Origin of the sequence: Ferrimonas senticii DSM 18821 (assembly GCF_000422665.1) — a bacterium.
GTDB lineage: Bacteria > Pseudomonadota > Gammaproteobacteria > Enterobacterales > Shewanellaceae > Ferrimonas > Ferrimonas senticii.
This window is the reverse complement of sequence record NZ_KE383899.1, coordinates 297,864-317,170: the sequence shown is the minus strand read 5'-3', so window position 1 is coordinate 317,170 and position 19,307 is coordinate 297,864. Positions and strand designations below refer to the sequence as shown.

At 54.8% G+C, this 19,307-nt stretch carries 16 protein-coding genes; 13 read left to right on the top strand and 3 right to left on the bottom strand.

All coding sequences use genetic code 11. From position 1 onward, the window contains the following. Positions 1-841: 841 nt before the first annotated feature. Positions 842-1,348 carry an RDD family protein gene (locus tag G506_RS0116565; protein WP_028117847.1) on the top strand — a complete coding sequence of 169 codons (507 nt, stop codon included), beginning with the start codon at positions 842-844 and terminating at the stop codon, positions 1,346-1,348. A 121-nt stretch (positions 1,349-1,469) separates the two neighbouring features. Continuing rightward, positions 1,470-2,063: a carboxymuconolactone decarboxylase family protein gene (locus tag G506_RS0116560; protein ID WP_028117846.1), complete on the top strand. Its 594-nt coding sequence runs from the start codon at positions 1,470-1,472 to the stop codon at positions 2,061-2,063. A gap of 71 nt (positions 2,064-2,134) precedes the next feature. Here G506_RS0116560 and lptG read toward each other — a convergent pair whose 3' ends face one another. Beyond that, positions 2,135-3,199, bottom strand: coding sequence for an LPS export ABC transporter permease LptG (gene lptG, locus G506_RS0116555; RefSeq protein WP_028117845.1), 1,065 nt, complete (start codon positions 3,197-3,199; stop codon positions 2,135-2,137). Continuing rightward, positions 3,199-4,353: an LPS export ABC transporter permease LptF gene (gene lptF / locus G506_RS0116550; RefSeq protein WP_028117844.1), complete on the bottom strand. Its 1,155-nt coding sequence runs from the start codon at positions 4,351-4,353 to the stop codon at positions 3,199-3,201. The genes lptG and lptF overlap by 1 nt, the downstream gene beginning before the upstream one ends. A gap of 235 nt (positions 4,354-4,588) precedes the next feature. Between lptF and pepA the strand changes: the two genes are divergently transcribed. The 5 genes from pepA to G506_RS0116525 all read left to right on the top strand — a co-directional run bounded on the left by pepA (position 4,589) and on the right by G506_RS0116525 (position 11,111). Next, a complete protein-coding gene (gene pepA, locus G506_RS0116545) occupies positions 4,589-6,097 on the top strand; it encodes a leucyl aminopeptidase (protein ID WP_028117843.1) in 1,509 nt (502 codons plus the stop codon). Positions 6,098-6,294: 197 nt separating this feature from the next. Continuing rightward, positions 6,295-6,750, top strand: a complete 456-nt coding sequence (locus G506_RS0116540) for a DNA polymerase III subunit chi (RefSeq protein WP_028117842.1) — start codon at positions 6,295-6,297, stop codon at positions 6,748-6,750. 23 nt (positions 6,751-6,773) lie between these two features. Beyond that, positions 6,774-9,620 (top strand): valine--tRNA ligase, encoded by a 2,847-nt coding sequence (locus G506_RS0116535; protein WP_028117841.1) that lies wholly within the window; start codon positions 6,774-6,776, stop codon positions 9,618-9,620. A gap of 76 nt (positions 9,621-9,696) precedes the next feature. Beyond that, positions 9,697-10,314 (top strand): hypothetical protein, encoded by a 618-nt coding sequence (locus tag G506_RS0116530; RefSeq protein WP_028117840.1) that lies wholly within the window; start codon positions 9,697-9,699, stop codon positions 10,312-10,314. A gap of 122 nt (positions 10,315-10,436) precedes the next feature. Beyond that, a complete protein-coding gene (locus G506_RS0116525) occupies positions 10,437-11,111 on the top strand; it encodes a YIP1 family protein (RefSeq protein WP_028117839.1) in 675 nt (224 codons plus the stop codon). Positions 11,112-11,128: 17 nt separating this feature from the next. Here G506_RS0116525 and G506_RS0116520 read toward each other — a convergent pair whose 3' ends face one another. Next, complete coding sequence (locus tag G506_RS0116520) at positions 11,129-12,031, bottom strand: LysR family transcriptional regulator (protein WP_028117838.1); 903 nt, start codon at positions 12,029-12,031, stop codon at positions 11,129-11,131. Between the two features lie 117 nt (positions 12,032-12,148). Between G506_RS0116520 and G506_RS0116515 the strand changes: the two genes are divergently transcribed. The 6 genes from G506_RS0116515 (at position 12,149) to G506_RS0116490 (ending at position 19,298) form a co-directional block, all read left to right on the top strand. After that, positions 12,149-13,366, top strand: a complete 1,218-nt coding sequence (locus tag G506_RS0116515) for an acyl-CoA dehydrogenase family protein (protein ID WP_028117837.1) — start codon at positions 12,149-12,151, stop codon at positions 13,364-13,366. Between the two features lie 11 nt (positions 13,367-13,377). Further along, complete coding sequence (locus G506_RS20030) at positions 13,378-14,208, top strand: SDR family oxidoreductase (RefSeq protein WP_051202212.1); 831 nt, start codon at positions 13,378-13,380, stop codon at positions 14,206-14,208. Further along, a complete protein-coding gene (locus G506_RS0116505) occupies positions 14,205-15,293 on the top strand; it encodes a phosphotransferase family protein (protein ID WP_028117836.1) in 1,089 nt (362 codons plus the stop codon). Before G506_RS20030 ends, G506_RS0116505 begins: the two co-directional genes overlap by 4 nt. Then, positions 15,290-15,973, top strand: coding sequence for a histidine phosphatase family protein (locus G506_RS0116500; protein WP_028117835.1), 684 nt, complete (start codon positions 15,290-15,292; stop codon positions 15,971-15,973). Before G506_RS0116505 ends, G506_RS0116500 begins: the two co-directional genes overlap by 4 nt. 136 nt (positions 15,974-16,109) lie before the next feature. Next, positions 16,110-16,862: an SDR family oxidoreductase gene (locus G506_RS0116495; RefSeq protein WP_028117834.1), complete on the top strand. Its 753-nt coding sequence runs from the start codon at positions 16,110-16,112 to the stop codon at positions 16,860-16,862. Between the two features lie 186 nt (positions 16,863-17,048). Then, positions 17,049-19,298, top strand: a complete 2,250-nt coding sequence (locus tag G506_RS0116490; protein ID WP_051202211.1) for a patatin-like phospholipase family protein — start codon at positions 17,049-17,051, stop codon at positions 19,296-19,298. The last annotated feature ends 9 nt before the right edge of the window (positions 19,299-19,307 follow it).

Sequence of the window (19,307 nt, the reverse complement as noted above, 5' to 3'; positions counted from 1 at the left end):
GGCAGATTAAGCCATGCTGATCGATTTTTAATAAACCAGGGTGGTTTTTGTGCAGAAGATCGGAAAAGCGAAGGCGCAGCAGAATTGCACCCACCAGCTCAACTAATAATTTGGTGATGAGCATCAGTGCTTATTCAGGATCTATTTGGCTTTGTTGAAATCTGGTGTTTTAGAAGCCTTAGAATTTAACTTTTTTGTAAATAGGCCAGTAAGGCTCAACACCAAGTTGTCAACTGGCGTCAGTTGCCTTCGCTGGGGATTTGCAGCCGCCAACCTCGGCGACAATTGCGGCCTCTATCAAAGGTCGAACAAGGAAGTCCTGATGTCGTTTGCGAGTGTTAATTGAGTAACATTGCGTCGGTTGTTGATAGCGAGTTGGGCGTAATCAACTGCATTGCAATGTGCCAATCGGTGGCCCAATTCGTTTGCTTTATATGACTTTGAGCTTATTGTTGTGTCGTTGTTTTGCAACGTAAAGAAAATTGTTAAATCATGAGGAGTATCAGCATTGATTGATGCTGTTTTTGATCTACCTCTCTGAATGTGGTTTTTATTCCGAAAAGTTTTCATAAATCATTAAAATAGTTAGTCTGGTTGATTATTTTTTGGGTTTATTCATGAACACCTGCCCTAAATGCAAAAGTTCTCATGCGCCAGCACGGATTAAACGCAGCTTTTTAGAGCGTTTTATTACCAAGTTGAATCGGCAAAAATTTCAATGTCGTAATTGTGAATTTATATTTTTCGTTAAGTATTAGTGTCTGCCATTGACGGATTGCACCAGCCTGCGGGGTCGGCGACAATCTCCTTGTTGATAATAGAGCCAAACAAGGAAGTCCTGATGTCGTTTGCCAATGCCCCTAGAGCCACTTTACTGCGCCGTATGGCCGCATGGATGTATGACTTTTTGGTGGGCATCGCCGTGTATATGTTTGCCGGCACCATCATGTTCGCGCTGATCACCTTGGTGGTTAAATTGGGATTGCTTGATATGGGACAGCATCAACATATCAGCGATCTGATCATCGCCACGCCAGCGCTAAGCCTGGTGAATGAACTGGCTAAGCTATTAGCGGTCGCTTATCTGTTTGTCTGGAGTTGGAGTCGCAGCGGTCAAACCCTGGGGATGCGGGCGTGGCGTATTCGGGTACAGCGCACCGATGGTGCTTTGATCAGCCAAGGCCAAGGCTGGCGCCGAGCGGCGTACGCGTTTGGTGGTCTTGCCAATCTGACACTGCTGTGGGACAGCAGCCAAACGGCGCTGCACGATCGATTATCAGGATCGGAAGTGGTGCAGTTAACTATTGAGCAAAATAAGCAACTGCTCGAGCAAAGTAAGCTGCGCTGAGGTTCTTTGAACCGCGTTGACACGTTTTACCAAGCCGACGTTATCTCGTCGGCTTTTTCATTTGGCGAAAGCCTGTTAGCTTCAAATCACTGAACCAAACCTCGTGAAAAGGAGTTTACCGATGCCACTATTAGCGCCGCTGCCAGCCGATACAAGCCCAGAGCTTGCCAACGATTTTGCCCTGTTTGAACGAATTTTGGGGTTTGTTCCCAATAGCCTACTGACCATGCAGCGGGTACCGGCAATGGTGGCGGGGTTTGGGGCGTTGACCAAAGCGGTGATGGATCCCAATGGCGAGGTTGATGCCGGTTTCAAACGCTTAATTGCCCACTTTTGCAGTCGCGCTGCTGGCTGCCAGTACTGTGAGGCGCATTCGTTGATCGCCGCCGAATTGCATGAGGTGTCACATCAGAAAGTGCAAGCGGTGTGGGAGTATCAGACTAGCCCGTTGTATACCGAAGCCGAGCGCACCGCACTGGATTTTGCTCTAGCGGCGGGCAGTGTCCCTAATGCGGTTGATGAGTCGCTGATGGCGCGGATGCGCGATCATTGGAGTGAAGTGCAGATCGTTGAGATATTGGGAGCGATTTCGCTGTACGGTTTTTTGAATCGCTGGAACGATTCGATGGCAACCGAAATCGAAGCGCCAGCGCAAGCGATGGGCGATGAGGTGTTAAGCCAAGGCGGCTGGAGCGGTGGCAAGCACCGGGTTTAGTCTCTAGCCCATAAACGCAAATAACGAAGGCACCCGTGGGTGCCTTCGTTGTTTGAGGATTGCTGATCGGTCTAGCGCCGCTGCAGCAGGTAGTAACCGGCTACCGCAAATAGCATGCTCGGTAGCATCGCTCCTAGGAATGTTGGCAAGCCCATCACCAGGCTCATCGGCCCAAAGATCTCGTTACTGATGTAGAAGCCAAAACCGGTAACCACCCCCAGCAGCAGTCGAGCGCCCATGGTCACGCTGCGCAGCGGACCAAAGATAAACGACAGCCCCAGCAGCATCATTACCGCGACCGTAACCGGCTGGGCGATCTTGCGCCACAGCGCCAGTTCATAGCGCGTTGGATCTTGCTGGTTGGCGTTAAGGTAATCCAGATAATCGACCAGACCAGAGATCGACAGCGATTCTGGTGATACCGTCACCACTTGCAGTTTGTCTGGGGTCAAGTTGGACTGCCATTGGCCGGCCACATCGCTGCTGGTCGTCACTTGCTCGTCACCTAACTGGGTTTCGGTAACGCTGTGCAGTTGCCAGTGATCTTGCTGGTATACCGCGCTTTTGGCATGCAGCACATGGCGCAGTTGCAGCTGTTCGTCGAAGCGATAGATGGTGACGTCATTAAGATTAAAGGCGTCCTCTACCTCTTTGATATTGACGAAACGCTCACCGTCTTTGGCCCACAAGCCATTACGACTGGATTGGATCAAACTGCCGCCAGAGCGCTTTTGGGCGGCAAATTCACGGGCAGTTTGCTCTGCTACCGGGGCCACATATTCGCCAATAAGCATCACGCACAGCATCAACGGCAGGGCGGTTTTCAGTACCGAAAACGCGATGTTCAGCCGAGACAAGCCGGCTGCTTGCATCACCGTCAGTTCGGAACTTTGCGCTAGCATGCCCATGCCGATCAGTGCCCCCAGCATCGCCGCAATCGGGAAGAACATCTCCAGATCCCGTGGCACCAAGAACAGCACGTAGGTCAGTAGATCGAAACTGGTGAAATCACCTTTACCAACCCAGCGCAGCTTATCGACAAACTTAATCAAGCCCGACAGGCCGGTGAGCACCAACAAACACACCGCAGTGCTGCCGATGATGGTGCGAGCGATATACAGATCAAGAATGCGGATCATGCGCGCTTCCTTAGCCAAATGCGCGGGTTTAGCTGTTTTAGGAAGCCAAACTTGGAGAACACCTTACGACCCGAAGGTCGACCTTTGCTGATCAAAATAATGCCAATCAGCAGCATCGCCAGGTGGATCCACCACAGTCCTAACCACACCGGGATAGAGCCGTTTTCAATGGCATTACGGCCGGTCATCAACAAGCCGAAGTAACCCAAGAACATCAGAATCGCGGGGATCATTTTGGCGTATTTGCCTTGGCGGGGCTGCACCCGTGACAGCGGCACGGCGATCAGCACCAGCAGTGGCAGCGACAGTGGAATGGCGATCCGCCAGTGCAGTTCTGCCCACGCATCAAGGCTGCCATCCGCCAGCAATTGTTGCAGCGTAAGCGCACTCATCTTGCGTTGGCGTGCTTCGGTTTGCTGCTCACGGATCTCCATTTCGTACTCACCAAAGGTCGCTTGGCGGTACTCTAATTGATTGATGATGCCGCTGATCCGGTTGGCGTCATCCAAGTGCAAGCGGCGCGAACCATCTTGGGCTTCGCTGATGCGGCCACTTTGCGCCATCACCAGTGCGGTTTTCGCGTCTTCTTGATCGCGAACCTGGTTGGGGTTGCCTTTTGGCAACTGCGCTACGAACACTTTGGATAGGCGGCCACCCTCGGTTTCTTCAACGTACAGTACCGCTTCGCCATTGGCGGTTTTTTGGAATCGGCCCTGCACAATCGCCGACAAACCGGCTTCGGCTTTGGCTTTGTCCAGTACTTGGTACTTTTGTTCATCGGCCCACGGGCCAAGGTACATTGAGGAGTAGCCGGCGATCGCCGCCATCAATAGCGCCAACAGCAGCGTTACCCTAGTGACGTACCATTCCGATACACCCACGGCGTGCAGTACCGTCATTTCACTGTCGGCGTACATCCGACCATGGGCGGTCATCACCCCCAAAAACAGCGACAACGGCAGGATCAACGTCAGCAACTCAGGCAGATTGAGCGCCAACAGGGTCATCACAAGTTGGCCGGGAAGTTCGCCATCGGTGGCGTCGGCAAGGATCCGAACGAATTGCTGGCTGACGAAGATGGTCACCAACACCGCCAGCACTGCCATCTGTGACTTGAAGGCCTCTTTCAGCAGATACTTAAGTAAAATCAACGATGACTGTCCACTTTGGTAAAGGGGTAATTTCTCTGGTAACGGCTTGCGTTTTCAGTAGACTGTTTGTTTTACAAGGTTTTCAAACAGCCTTAAACCTTTGTTTGCAAATGATTAAGGTCAACTTTGCTCAAGAAAAACGCAAACCCAACCATCGTTTGCCGTGCCTTGGGCCGACAAAAGACGCATTATCTAACAAGATGAGTGCCTTGTCTTTAAATAACCGGGAGATGCCATGGAGTTCAGTGTAAAAAGCGGCAGTCCAGAAAAGCAACGTTCTGCCTGTATTGTAGTTGGCGTGTTTGAACCACGTCGGCTGTCAGCCACCGCAGAGCAGCTGGATAAGATCAGTGACGGCTTTATCAGCAACTTGCTGCGTCGTGGCGATCTAGAGGGAAAACCGGGACAGATGCTACTGCTGCACCACGTGCCAAACGTGCTGTCAGAACGGGTGCTGCTGGTGGGTTGTGGCAAAGAGCGCGAACTGGATGAGCGGCAGTACAAGCAGATCATCAGCAAAACCATCAGCAAGTTGAATGAAACCGGCTCGATGGAAGCGGTGTGCTTCTTAACCGAACTGCACGTTAAAGGTCGCGACAGCTACTGGAAGGTACGCCAAGCGGTAGAAACCACCGAGTCCAGCTTGTACACCTTCGATGCGATGAAATCGAAGAAAGACGAAACCCGCCGACCGCTGCGCAAACTGGTATTCAACGTACCAACTCGGCGCGAGCTGGCCATTGGTGAGCAGGCGATCAACCACGGTCTGGCAGTCGCCCACGGCACCAAGCTGTGTAAAGACGTCGCCAACATGCCGCCAAACGTTTGTAATCCAGCTTACCTAGCCAGCCAAGCGAAACAGATGGCCGAGCAGTACCAGAAGCTGCAAGTGCGCACTGTCGGTGAAGAGCAGATGGCCGAGCTGGGCATGCACGCCTATCTGGCGGTTGGTCGCGGTTCTGAAAACGAATCGATCATGACGGTGATGACCTACAACGGCGCCACCGATGCCAACGCCAAGCCAATCGTGCTAGTGGGCAAGGGCCTGACCTTCGATTCCGGCGGCATCAGCTTAAAGCCCGGCGAAGCGATGGACGAGATGAAGTACGACATGGGCGGTGCCGCTGGCGTATTGGGCACCATGCGCGCACTGTGCGAATTGGATCTCAACATCAATGTGGTGGCGGTGCTAGCAGGCTGTGAAAACATGCCAGACGGCAAGTCTTACCGTCCGGGTGACATTCTTACCACCATGTCCGGCCAAACCGTGGAAGTGTTGAACACCGACGCCGAAGGCCGTTTGGTGCTGTGTGATGCGCTGACCTACGTTGAGCAGTTCGATCCAGACGTGGTGATCGACACCGCCACTCTGACCGGCGCTTGTGTGATTGCCTTGGGTAAACACGCCACCGGCATGTTGGCCAACCAAAACAGCTTGGCTCACGATCTGACCGCCGCTGGCGAAGCCTCCGGCGATCGCTGCTGGCGTCTGCCGCTGTGGGACGATTATGCCGACCAACTGGACTCGCCATTTGCCGATATGTCCAACTTGGGCGGTCGCGCCGCCGGTACCATTACCGCCGCGCTGTTCCTGTCGAAGTTCACCAAAAAGTACCATTGGGCCCACTTGGATGTGGCTGGTACCGCTTGGAACAGCGGTGCCAACAAAGGCTCTACCGGTCGTCCGGTGCCAATTCTGACCCAGTACTTGCTTGGCCGCGCCGGTCAAAGCAGCGTCGAATAATCGCGGATTTTTATCTGAGTGCAAAGGAGGCCATAATGGCCTCTTTTTTAATGCTCGGAAATCGGCCGTTATCGGTTGTCAGTTCTCAGTCAGAGCTACAGCGGCGTTGGTGTTACCTGCCAGCTTGTCGCGTCAGATGGTTAGCTACTGAATACTTAAGACTGACAACTGCCGACGTTTGTCTGTGAGTCGCTCCTATGCCGCAAACAACCTTTTATTTGATGACTGCCAGTGCCGATCGCCTTGGCAACCCTGAGCTGCTGACCTGCGAACTGGCCGCCCGCGGTTACAGCAAAGCGCAGGGGATGGTGATCTTCTGCGACAGCCGCGCTCAGGCCGAGCGGGTCGATGAACTGTTGTGGCAGTTCGATGCCGAGCGCTTTATTCCGCACAATCTGCAGGGCGAGGGACCACAAGGCGGGGCGCCGGTGGTGATCCATTGGCAAGGTGGCGATCACAGTCGCTTAGAAAATCGCCAAGTCCTAGTAAACCTAGCCTCCGAACTGCCCAAATTTGCGGTACAATTCGCTCAAATTATCGATTTTGTTCCGGCTGACGATCAGGCCAAGGTGCTTGCTCGTCGGCGTTTTGCTGCCGCAAGGCAGATGGGACTCAATCCGAGTACCCATGATCTAGCCGCCCAGCCGGTTTAATTTTTCAGAGAAGTTCAGATCCCATGGATAAGACCTACAACCCAACAGCCATCGAACAGCGCCATTACCAGCGCTGGGAAGAGTCCGGCTACTTCAAGCCGCACGGTGACACCAGCAAAGATCCATACTGCATCATGATCCCGCCGCCAAACGTCACCGGCAGCTTGCACATGGGTCACGCTTTCCAAGACACCATCATGGACACCATGATCCGCTACCAGCGCATGCAGGGCAAAAACACCCTGTGGCAGGTCGGTACCGATCACGCCGGTATCGCCACCCAGATGGTGGTAGAGCGTAAGCTGGCGGCGCAGAACATCACTCGCCAAGACTTGGGTCGTGAAACCTTCATCGACAAAGTGTGGGAATGGAAAGAAGAGTCCGGTGGCACCATTACCCAACAGCTGCGTCGCATGGGCGCCTCTGTCGATTGGGAACATGAGCGTTTCACCATGGATCCGGGCATGTCTGCCGCCGTGCAGGAAGTGTTCGTGCGTCTGTATAAAGACGATCTGATCTACCGCGGCAAGCGTCTGGTGAACTGGGATCCGAAACTGCACACCGCAATTTCCGATCTGGAAGTGGAAAACAAAGAGACCAAGGGTTTCATGTGGCACTTCCGTTACCCACTGGCTGACGGCGTCAAAACCGCCGATGGCAAAGATTACATCGTGGTGGCCACCACTCGTCCAGAAACCATGCTGGGCGATACCGGTGTGGCGGTGAACCCAGAAGATCCACGCTACATGGATCTGATCGGCAAAGAGCTGATCCTGCCAATCGTGGGCCGTCGCATTCCAATCGTGGGTGACGAGCACGCTGACATGGAGAAGGGCACTGGCTGTGTGAAGATCACCCCAGCGCACGACTTCAACGACTACGAAGTAGGTAAGCGCCACGCGCTGCCGATGATCAACATCTTGACCTTCAACGCCGATATTCGCAGCGAAGCCGAGGTGCTGGACACCAACGGTGAAGCGTCTGACGTCTACAGCGCCGAACTGCCAGCCAAGTACCACGGCATGGAGCGTTTCGCCGCGCGTAAAGCGATCGTTGCGGAATTCGACGAGCTGGGCCTGCTGGATGGCATCAAAGATCACGATCTGACCGTACCGTACGGCGACCGTGGCGGCGTGGTGATTGAGCCAATGCTGACCGATCAGTGGTATGTGCGCGTTGCGCCAATGGCAAAAACCGCCACCGAAGCGGTGGAAAACGGCGACATCAAATTCGTTCCACAGCAGTACGAAAACATGTACTTCGCTTGGATGCGCGACATCCAAGATTGGTGTATCTCCCGTCAGCTGTGGTGGGGTCATCGCATCCCAGCATGGTACGACGAGTCCGGCAAAGTGTATGTGGGCAACACCGAAGCGGAAGTTCGCGCCGCGCATGGTCTGGCTGATGACGTTACCCTGCGTCAAGACGAAGACGTACTGGATACCTGGTTCTCCTCGGCGCTGTGGACCTTCGCGACTCTGGGCTGGCCAGAAGACACCGAACGTCTGAAGACCTTCCACCCAACCGACGTGTTGGTAACCGGTTTCGACATCATCTTCTTCTGGGTTGCCCGGATGATCATGATGACCATGCACTTCATCAAAGATGAAAACGGCAAGCCACAGGTACCGTTTAAGACCGTGTACGTGACTGGCCTGATCCGCGATGAGCAGGGCGATAAGATGTCCAAGTCCAAGGGTAACGTTTTGGATCCACTGGATATGATCGACGGCATCGACTTGGAAACTCTGGTTGAGAAGCGCACCGGCAACATGATGCAGCCGCAGCTGGCAGCCAAGATTGAAAAATCGACCCGCAAGCAGTTCCCAGAGGGCATTGCTGCCCACGGTACCGACGCCCTGCGCTTTACCCTGGCTGCGATGGCATCCACCGGTCGTGACATCAACTGGGACATGAACCGTCTGGAAGGTTACCGCAACTTCGCCAACAAGATTTGGAACGCCAGCCGCTACGTGCTGATGAACACCGAAGCGCAAGATTGTGGCAAAGACGGCGGTGAGATGGAGCTGAGCCTGGCGGATCAGTGGATCCTGGCGCAGTTTAACGACACCACCAAAGCGATGCGTGAAGCGCTGGATACCTACCGTTTCGACATCGCCGCCAACATCGCTTACGAGTTCACCTGGAACCAGTTCTGTGACTGGTACCTGGAGCTGACCAAGCCAGTACTGCAAAACGGCAATGAAGCGCAGCAGCGCGGCACTCGCCACACCCTGCTGACGGTACTGGAAGGCCTGTTGCGTCTGATGCACCCACTGATGCCATACCTGACCGAAGAGATTTGGCAGACCGTGGCCCCAATGATTGGCCGTGGTGGCGACACCATCATGCTGCAGCCGTACCCAGAGTACGATGCGGCGCTGGCCAATGACGCCGCCAAAGCGGATCTGGAGTGGATCAAGCAGTTCATCGTTGCGGTACGTAACATCCGTGGCGAACTGAACGTAGCGCCATCCAAGCCGCTGAACGTGCTGCTGAAAAACGCTCAAGCCGAAGAGCTAGCGCGCATCGATGCCAACCGCATCATGCTGACCCGTCTGGCGAACTTGGCGTCTATCGAAGTGCTGGAAGGCGACGCGCCGATGTCCACCACTCAGCTGATTGGCAACATGGAGTTGCTGATCCCGATGGCGGGTCTGATCGACGTGGCCGCTGAGTTGGCTCGTATCGACAAGCAGATCGCTAAGCTGGCGCAAGAAGCCGCCCGTGTTGAAGGTAAGCTGTCTAACCAAGGTTTCTTGGCTAAAGCGCCAGAAGCAGTAGTGGTCAAAGAGCAAGCCAAGCTGGATGAAGCCAAGCGCGACATCGCCAAACTGGAAGAGCAGAAAGAGCAGCTAAAAGCGCTGTAATTTCGTCACCTTAGTTTGATTTGAACGCCACCCTTGCGGTGGCGTTTTCATATCGATACAGAAAGAAAAAACAACAATGAAATTGGATCTACTCGGGCTCTACGGCTTTACCACCACCGCGGTGGAACGCCGTCGTAAACAAGCGGCTTTGGCAACCAAGCCAGAGCGAGCGCAGGTGCTAACGGCGCTATTAGGATGGTTGCTGTGTGTGCCGATGCTGGCAACGATGGGGTTTTACCACGTCGATCCGGTGTTGGGATTACAGCAGGGCGACACCAGCTGGTGGCAACTGGCGTGGCTGTACTACGGTTTTACTTCGGTGCTGGTGTTTGGCCAAGCGTTGCTGCTGTTTGGCATCAGCCGCTTCAAGCCGCAGCAACCCAGCTGGAGCAGCTGGCTGACCGGTGTTGCCTCCGCCTTTTGCAGTGGCGGTTATGGGCTGGTGTTGGCGCTGTTTTTGCAACTATTTATTGGCCTATTTGGCACCGATGCCAACGCCACCGAGGCGCGTTCATGGCTCGAATTCTGCGGCATGATGGTGCAGGTATTTGGGCTGATGTTCCTCGCCAGTTTTGTTGCTGGTATCGCCACCTTGGTTAAAGAGCTGCAACTGGTGAACAACCTGCTGCTGGGCTGGGGCGTGGCGATTCTGGCATTGCTGACGCCGCTGGCACTGATTGGGCTGTTGGCCTAACGCTTACGCCCACCTCTGGTGGGCGTTTTATTTGCCGTCATCATTTTCAAACTATTGAACAACGTCGCTTTTTTGTTCAATGTTGATAGTCGGTTGAAAATCATTTTGTAGAGGCATTCGCCATGGAACCAGCAGATCAAACTGAAACCGAATCCGCACCGGTCGGTTATTCGCAATTTCCCAAACAAGCCTATTTAGCGATGATGGTTGAACCGCGTAAAACCATTCGCGCGATCATCGACAGCGCCACCCCGCGGCGTGGTTTTTGGCTGTTACTGGTGTTGGTACTGCTGGCATCGGTGCTCGGGGAAAGCCTCAATGGCGAGCTTGTCGGTTTGGGCATTGCCGAAGTGCTGGGGGTAGCGTTCGGCTTACTAATTGCTGTGCCGTTGATGTATGGCTTGATGTACCTATCGGCGTGGGTAACTCGCCTGGTTGGCCGCTGGTTTGGCGGCGATGGCGAGCTGCGGCAACTGGTTACCGGCTATGTTTGGGCGCAAGTGCCGGTGGTGGGATCACTGCTGCTGACATTGGTGTTGCTGCTGATGTATGGCGGCGAGCTGTTTACCGATCCGAATGCGGTTAGCAATGGTGCGGGTTGGAAAGCGGTGGTGATGATGATCATCGGCCTGTTGCAGTTGCTGTTTGCAGGCTGGGCGTTGGTGCTTAGCGTTGCGGCCACCGCCGAAGTGTTAGGTCTGTCCATTGGTCGCTGCATCTTGGTGATGTTAGTGACCATGCTGCTGTTCTTGGCACCGATTATCCTACTGGCGCTGGCGGCAGGGTGGTTCGCCTAGGCTAAGCCTAGGGCCTGTTAGCTAGCGGCAAACACTTCGCGGATCTGCGCAATCAGCCAGGAAAGTGCCGGATCGTTTTCGCGGCTTTGGTGCCAATACAGGTGGATGCCGATGGCACCAGACTCCAGCGGCAGTGGCCAGATCTGATGGCCGGTTTGATGTTGCTCTAACGACAAGGCGATGCTGCTAGGCAAGGTGACCAGCAGCTCGGTTTCGGCTACCAAGCTCAGCGCCGCTTGGTAGCTTTGACAGCGTACCGTCACATGCCGACTTAAGCGTTTCTTATCCAGCGCGTATTGCTCTAATACTCGGCCTGCGGGGCGGCTTGATACTTCGATGTGATGGGTTTGGCGATACTCTTTTAAGGTCAGTGACTGGCGCTCGCTGTTGCTGGCGACCACCAGTTGATCCTCCAGCAGTGGCTGACTTTGCACTGCCGTTGGCGGCAGCATCTGCACATCAATCACCAGATCGAGTTGGCGATGCAGTAATAGCCGTTCTAACTGATCGCGGCCAAAACGGCGCGAAGTGAACCGTGAATGTGGCGCCAGTCGCGTTAACCGCTGACAGATAGGGGCGAGAAACAGTCCCTCCAGCGCTTCAGAGATCCCCAACTGAAAGTGCTGTTCGGCACTGGCCGGTTCAAACTTGCCCCAGCTTTGCAGTAATTGCTTTAACTGCGACAGGGTATCCAGCAGTTGCGGTGCCATTCGCTGGCAACTGGAGGTCGGCACCATCTGCTGACCGCGGCGTTCAAACAGCGGTTCATCCATCCGTTCACGCAGTCGTTTCAGGGCATGACTGACCGCCGAGGGGGTGACGTGCAAGATCTCGGCGGCGCGACTGATGCTCTGCTCGGTGTAGATCGCTTCAAATACTTTCAGCAGGTTGAAATCCAATTGTTCCGTTAAGCGATCCATGAGGCGCGTCCCTTACTGAATAGAAATCAGTTTAATGTTTTAGTTCTTTTCGTTTCATTCATGAACGTAATTGCTCTAGGGTTGCTTGTAAAGTGAACAGTAAATAAGGATAGCGCCATGGAGTTTCGCCACAGTAAACGCAGCGTGGCACTGCAGCAGCAGTTGCAGGCCTTTATCGATCAGCATCTGGCGCCATTTGAGGCGGACTTTCACCGCTTTAATCAGTGCAATGACCATGGCGACTGGCGTCACTGGCAACTGTCGCCGCAGGTGGCGGCGCTCAAGCAGCAAGCTAAAGAGGCGGGGCTGTGGAACCTGTTTCTGCCAGATGCCGAGCTTGGCCAAGGGCTATCGACGCTGGAGTACGCGCCGCTGGCGGAACTGACCGGACGGTCGTTGCTGTATCCGGAGATCTTTAACTGCAACGCCCCCGACACCGGCAATATGGAGGTGCTATATCACTTTGGCAGCGAGGCGCAACAAGCCAAGTGGTTGATGCCGCTGCTGCGCGGTGAGATCCGCTCGGCATTCTTTATGACCGAGCCGCAGGTGGCCTCATCCGATGCCACCAACATGCAGGCCACCATCGTTGAGGATGGCGATGAATTGGTGCTCAATGGTCGTAAGTGGTGGAGCACCGGCGTGGGTCATCCCGATTGCAAAATTGGCATCTTTATGGGGCTATCTAACCCCGATAATCCCAAGCATCAACGTCATTCAATGGTGCTGGTCGAGCTGGATCGCGACGGCGTCAACATTGAACGGATGTTGAAAGCGGCAGGGGATTACGATGCCCCCTATGGCCACGGCGAGGTCAGCTTTGCCGATGTGCGGGTGCCGAAAAGCAACCTGATTCAAAATCTCGGTGACGGTTTTGCGATTGCCCAAGGACGGTTGGGCCCGGGGCGTATTCATCACTGTATGCGCTGCATTGGCGCCGCCGAACAGGCACTTAAGCTGGGGATTGAACGGGCCAGTCGCCGGGTTGCCTTTGGTAAACCGATCATCCAATTGGGCGGTAACCGCGAACGGATTGCCGAAGCACGCTTAGCCATCGACCAAGCGCGACTGCTGACCTATTTTGCCGCATGGAAAATCGATGAGGTTGGGGTGAAAGCGGCGATGACCGAGATCTCCGCCATCAAAGTGGCGGCGCCGCGGGTACTGCAGCAGGTGGTGGATATGGTGATGCAGTTGCACGGCGGTGCTGGCATGGGCGACGACGCTGGGCTGATGCGCTTTTACGCCCAAGCGCGCAGTTTGCGCCTGGCCGATGGCCCAGATGAAGTGCATCTGGGGATGCTATCGCGGCTGGAACTGGCTAAATACCGCTAAGGGAGAGAATCATGAGCAAACGGATTGTGATCACCGGCGCCGCCTCAGGCTTAGGGCTGGCGCTGGCATTGGAATACGCCAAAAACGGCGCAAGGATTGCGGTGGCGGATCGCCAGGATGGTAGCGCGGCGGTGCAGCAGATCATTGCCGCTGGCGGCGAGGCGTTTTATCAGCCCTGCGACGTCACCAGTGATGAGTCGATGCAGGCACTGGTCGAAGCGGTTAAGCAGCGTTTTGGCGGAGTGGATGTGCTCTGCGCCAATGCCGGGGTCGCCACCGGCGGCGCCATTGAAGATGAAACCTTGGCGGACTGGCAATGGGGGCTTGAAGTTAACTTGCTCGGGGTGGTGCGCACCTGCAAAGGGTTTCTGCCGCTATTGAATGAGGGCAGCCATATTCTCTGCACCGCTTCGGCAGCAGGGCTGGTGGCGATGCCTCGGATGGGCAGTTACTGCGCCAACAAAGCGGCAGTGGTCTCCTTTGCTGAAACCATGGCGATTGAGCTTAATGCCCGTGGTATCAAGGTGTCGGTGGCCTGTCCTGAGTTTTTCAAAACCAATCTTGATAAAAGTGTCCGCGACGATGCGGTGGAATTGAAAGCTTTGGTTACTAAGCTGTTGGAGCGCAGTGGCGTCAGTGCCGAACAGATCGCCCAGCAGATTGTGGCGGCGATGGCGGCGGGTGAGTTTCAGATCGTCACCCACAAATCGACCCGCAAGGTGATGTGGTTTAAACGGCTGCTTAACAAGCAGCAATACATGCGGATGATGATTAAAAAGCTGGGTCATTTCGGCATCCGCAAATCGCAATCGACGGACGCCGAGGCCAAGGAGGCCGCATGAGCGCCGATCTTAACCCCAGTAAGGCGCAGCGACCGGGTGAAGAGCTCGATCTGGCGGCGTTACTGCCGTGGCTGCAACAGCAGTTACCGCAGCTGCAAACCCAAGGCACACCAACGGTTACCCAATACAGTGGCGGCGCCTCGAACTGGACCTACGCCCTGAAGTTTGCTGAGCAGGAGCTGATTTTGCGCCGTGCCCCAAGGGGCAAGAAGGCCAAAGGCGCCCACGACATGGTGCGCGAACACAATCTGCAGCAGGCACTGAAGCCACACTTCGAATTGGTACCACAGATGCTGGCACTGGGGCGGGCTGACGATGGCGTGCTCGACAGCGATTTTTATCTGATGGAAAAGGTCGACGGCTTTATCCCTCGCAGTCATTTTCCGCGCTCGCTCAATCTGAATTCGCAGCAGCATCGGACCATTTGCCAAAGCGCCATCGATACCTTGGTCAAGCTGCATTCGGTGGATATTACCCAAACTGGGCTAACTCAGTTCGGCAAAGGCCAAGGGTATATCCAGCGCCAGATCGGCGGTTGGAGTAAGCGCTTTGCCGCTGCCAAAACGTGGAATATTGGCAGCGGCAAAGGGGTGATCAGCTGGCTTGAGGCCAATATGCCGAGCCGCGAACGGCAAGTGCTGATCCACAACGATTTTCGCTTAGACAATCTGGTGTTTGATCCACATCAGCCAGATAAGGTGCTGGCAGTTTTAGATTGGGAGCTGGCCACCATTGGCGATCCGTTGATGGATCTGGGTAACTCGATGGCCTACTGGGTGCAAGCCGATGACGATCCGGTGCTGCGCAGCAATCGCCGTCAGCCGACCACCGCCAAAGGGATGATGACCCGGCAACAAGTGGTGGATTACTACTGCCAGCAAGCGGGGATTGAGTGTGAGGATTTCACCTTTTACGAAGTCTACGGCCTGTTCCGCTTGGCGGGGATTGTCCAACAGCTGTATCACCGTTACTACCACAAACAGACCCGCAATCCGGCCTTTGCCAAGTTGTGGCTGTTTACCAACTACCTGCTGTGGCGTTGTCAGCGTTTGATCCGCGCCAGAGCTCGACGGAGCGCCGCATGAGTGAAATTCTGCTAATTCGTCACGGCCAAGCCAGTTTTGGCAGCGACAACTACGACCGCCTGTCTGATCTTGGCCAGCAACAAGCCCGGCTTTTGGGGCAAGATCTTAATCAGCGGGCGCTGCTGCCCGAAGCGGTATTCGCCGGTAGCCTAGAGCGCCAGCAACACACTGCCCAATTGGCATTGGCTGGAGCCGGACAGGATCAGCCAGTGATCACCGACAGCGGCTGGAACGAGTTTGATTTTCAAAATGTGCTTAGGGTGCATCTGCCGGAATTTGCCGATAGCCACGCGATTAAAGCGCTGGCGGCCAAACAAGCGGATCCCGATGGTTTTTTGCGTCAGCAAAGCTTGGCGGCGTTTCGTCGCTGGCACAGCGGCGATTTTGATGGCGATTACAGCGAGAGCCATTCACAGTTTGTTGAACGGGTGCGCGCCGCACTGGCTAAAGCCGCGGAGGAAGCCAAACATGGCCGGTTGTGGGTCGCCTCGTCCGGCGGCGCCATTGCCGCGGCGGTGCAGCACCTACTAGGGCTGGATAACCACACCGCGTTGGCGATCAACTGGCAGATCGTTAATGGCAGTGTCACCAAACTGAAGCTGACCCCCAGCGGCCTAAAACTGGTGAGCATCAACGATCACGCCCTGTTTGAACGGCACAACCTAGTAACCCACCGCTAAGGTTTTGGCAGTTCGCTGTTGCTTATGGCTGTTACTGCCCACTAACAACTGAAAGCTATCAACTAAAAACTAACAACTATTAGCTAGCCACTGAAAACGAATAACTACCCACTATTGACCAAATAGGATGGTTGTCATGGAAAGACAGAATATTTTAATTACCGGCGCCTCATCCGGCCTAGGGATGGAGATGGCCAAGCAGTTCGCCGCCAAAGGTCGCAATCTGGCGCTGTGCGCCCGCCGAGTTGAACGGTTAGAGGCGTTAAAAGCCACGCTAGAGCAGCAACATCCGGGCGTAAAGGTGTTGGTCAAATCATTAGATGTGAACGATCACGACCAAGTATTCGAGGTATTTAAGGCGTTTGAGGCGGAGTTCGATGGCGGCATCGACCGAGTCATCGTCAACGCCGGCATGGGCAAAGGTGCCAGCCTCGGTACCGGTTATTTTGAAGCCAACAAGCAAACCGCGATCACCAACTTTGTGTCGGCAATTGCTCAGTGTGAAGCAGCGCTGGAGTTGTTCCGCGCCAAAGATAATGGCCATCTGGTGACTATCTCCTCGGTTAGCGCCGTTCGTGGTTTCCGCCGTGCCTTAACCGTTTATGCCGCCACCAAAGCGGCGCTGTCGAATCTGACCGAAGGCATTCGGGTCGATCTGCTTGGCACCAACATCAAAGCCAGCTGCATTCACCCTGGTTTTATTCGCAGTGAGATCAACGAAAAGGTCGACAAAGTCCCGTTTATGGTCGACACCGATATTGGCGTGGCGGCGATGGTCAAAGCGATTGAAGCGGAAAAACCGAACGCCTATGTGCCCGGCTGGCCATGGGCGTATATGCGCCATATCTTGCGCTGGGCGCCATTAAAGTCCTTACGAGGTATGAGCTAAACCGCCAACCTTGGGGCTTAGTGTTGGCTGTTGAGTTGACGGCTCGGCTACCCTCAGCGGTAGTCGAGCCGTTGTCATTCGCGCCACTGACCGTCATTAAGGCGCCAGATTAGTCCGTTGGCGGATATTTAAATCACCCATACTTCAGTACCATAGCAACATTCTTTCAACCTTTTGGTATTGGCGATGATGATCCGTTGGCTGTTTTTGCTGTTACTGGGCTTTTCCACCTTGGCTGTTGCGGCTACCCCACAGCGGCTTAAAGTCGGGGTGGCGCTGTCCGGCGGCGGCGCTAAAGGGGCGGCGCACGTCGGCGTATTGCGAGTGCTGGAGCAAAATCAGATCCCGGTTGATTACATTGCCGGCACCTCGATGGGCGCTTACGTGGCGACCCTATATGCGGCCGGCTATTCGCCAGAGCAGATTGAACGACGGCTAACCATCTTTGATTTTGCCAGCGGCTTTTCTGACGAAGTGCCGCGCAGCGATCTGGATTTGCGCAACAAACGTCATCGCGACGATTACCCGATCGAACTGAAAGTTGGCTTTGAAGACAACAAGCTGAAATTTGCTAAAGGCGCGCTGGAAGGCCAGACCATGGCCAGTTTGTTGCGACGCTCGATTGGCAATATTGCCGAGGTCAAAGATTTCGATACCCTGCCGATCCCGCTGCGTACCGTCGCTACCAGCTTAAGTGATCGCGCCGAAGTGCGAATTGATTCGGGCGATCTGGTCACCGCCATGCAGGCCAGTATGGCGGTGCCTGGTGCGTTGGCGCCGGTGAAATGGCAAGGCCAGCAACTGGCGGATGGGGGTCTGGTGAACAATATGCCGGTGCAGGTAGTGCGGGATATGGGCGCCGATGTGGTGATTGCGGTGGATATCGGTTCACCGCTGTTGTCAGAAGATCAACTGAACTCGGTGTTTGATGTGCTTGATCAGCTCACCAACTACCTAACGAACTTGTCGCGGGATCAACAAGTGGCGTTGATGCAACCGCAGGATCTGCTGATTGTGCCCAACATCGAAGGGGTCGGTACCAGTGATTTTGAGCAGATGCCGTTGATGATCGCCCGTGGTGAAGAGGCGATGCGCGGCCAAGTTGGCAAGCTGAGTGCGGTGGCGATCAGTGGCGACGATTACTGGGCCTATCAACAGCAGCGACAAACCGCTCATCAACAGCTGGTTGCTGGGGCATCGCCGCTGGTCGCAGTACGTTTGAATAATCAATCTTGGGTTAAAGACCGAGTGATTATGGAGGCGCTGCGATTAGAGCCTGGCGACAATCCGACTGCACTGCAGATCGATAATGCGGTTGATCGGGTGTACGCCATTAACGACTTTGCCCAAGTGGATGCGGCGTTAAAGGATGGCGACCATGGCCGGGAGTTGGTGATCACCACCAAGGGTAAGGACTGGGGGCCGAACGTGTTCGATCTGGGCCTGCGGTTTGAAGACAACTTCCAAGATGTGGCGCAGTGGGAGCTCGGCATTGCCTTAACCTCGAACAACGTCGGTCCCTTAGATGGTCAGTGGCGCAATGCCATCAACCTAGGAACACGGCGTACTTTTAGCAGCGATTATTATCAGCCACTGGAACAGCTGCGACGGATCTATGCCTTTGGCCGGTTTGAGTTTGAACAGCGCGACTGGGACACCTTTACCGTTGATGGCAGCAGCCGCTTGGGGTTGTTGGAACAACAGCGGTTAACTACCGCGGCGGGGCTGGGCTGGAATATTGGCAGCAGCGCCCAATTAGAGCTGAGCTATCTGTATGAGGATGGCAACTATAAAGAGCGTTTCTCGAGCATTGGCCAGCCGCAAAGTGCCGATTATTGGAAGCGTGCGGTAGAGTTGAAGTTCACCTCGGATGATCTTGATCGCCGCTATTTCCCAACCGAGGGGGCGCTGTGGGAGTTTGGCGTTAGCCAGGTCAGTGGCCAAAACCAAAATCTGATGGTGTCGTCGAATAATACCGGCCTTGCCAGCGACATCGAGCAGTGGGTCTACCATGGCCGTTGGTTGGGGGCGTCGCACATTGGTCGCCACAACTTCTTTGCTAAAGCTGAAGCACTGGTTAGTGAAGAGGACGATTTGACCTTGGCGCAATACACCACCGCCGGTGGCTTCTTTAACCTGTCTGGTTTTCACCGTGATGCCTTGTATGGCAACCATAAAGTGCTGGCAGGGATCGGCTATCACTACGATTTTGGTTTAAGCGATGCCACCGGCAATGCGCCGTTGTTTGTCGGTTTCACCTTTGAAGCGGGCAACGTTTGGTTAAATCGAGATGACATCAGCGCCGACGAGCTGATCTACGCCGGCAGCATCTTCGCCGGCGCAGAAACCGGCATCGGCACTGTTTCTTTGGGTCTAGGCAGCAATGACCGCGACCAATCCAGCGTCTACTTGGTGCTGGGGCAAATATTTGAGTGAGTAAACAAC

Coding starts and splice junctions, on each gene's coding strand:
- G506_RS0116565 (WP_028117847.1), top strand. CDS start 842: ATGTCGTTTGCCAATGCCCCTAGAGCCACTTTACTGCGCCGTATGGCC.
- G506_RS0116560 (WP_028117846.1), top strand. CDS start 1,470: ATGCCACTATTAGCGCCGCTGCCAGCCGATACAAGCCCAGAGCTTGCC.
- pepA (WP_028117843.1), top strand. CDS start 4,589: ATGGAGTTCAGTGTAAAAAGCGGCAGTCCAGAAAAGCAACGTTCTGCC.
- G506_RS0116540 (WP_028117842.1), top strand. CDS start 6,295: ATGCCGCAAACAACCTTTTATTTGATGACTGCCAGTGCCGATCGCCTT.
- G506_RS0116535 (WP_028117841.1), top strand. CDS start 6,774: ATGGATAAGACCTACAACCCAACAGCCATCGAACAGCGCCATTACCAG.
- G506_RS0116530 (WP_028117840.1), top strand. CDS start 9,697: ATGAAATTGGATCTACTCGGGCTCTACGGCTTTACCACCACCGCGGTG.
- G506_RS0116525 (WP_028117839.1), top strand. CDS start 10,437: ATGGAACCAGCAGATCAAACTGAAACCGAATCCGCACCGGTCGGTTAT.
- G506_RS0116520 (WP_028117838.1), bottom strand. CDS start 12,031: ATGGATCGCTTAACGGAACAATTGGATTTCAACCTGCTGAAAGTATTT.
- G506_RS0116515 (WP_028117837.1), top strand. CDS start 12,149: ATGGAGTTTCGCCACAGTAAACGCAGCGTGGCACTGCAGCAGCAGTTG.
- G506_RS20030 (WP_051202212.1), top strand. CDS start 13,378: ATGAGCAAACGGATTGTGATCACCGGCGCCGCCTCAGGCTTAGGGCTG.
- G506_RS0116505 (WP_028117836.1), top strand. CDS start 14,205: ATGAGCGCCGATCTTAACCCCAGTAAGGCGCAGCGACCGGGTGAAGAG.
- G506_RS0116500 (WP_028117835.1), top strand. CDS start 15,290: ATGAGTGAAATTCTGCTAATTCGTCACGGCCAAGCCAGTTTTGGCAGC.
- G506_RS0116495 (WP_028117834.1), top strand. CDS start 16,110: ATGGAAAGACAGAATATTTTAATTACCGGCGCCTCATCCGGCCTAGGG.
- G506_RS0116490 (WP_051202211.1), top strand. CDS start 17,049: ATGATGATCCGTTGGCTGTTTTTGCTGTTACTGGGCTTTTCCACCTTG.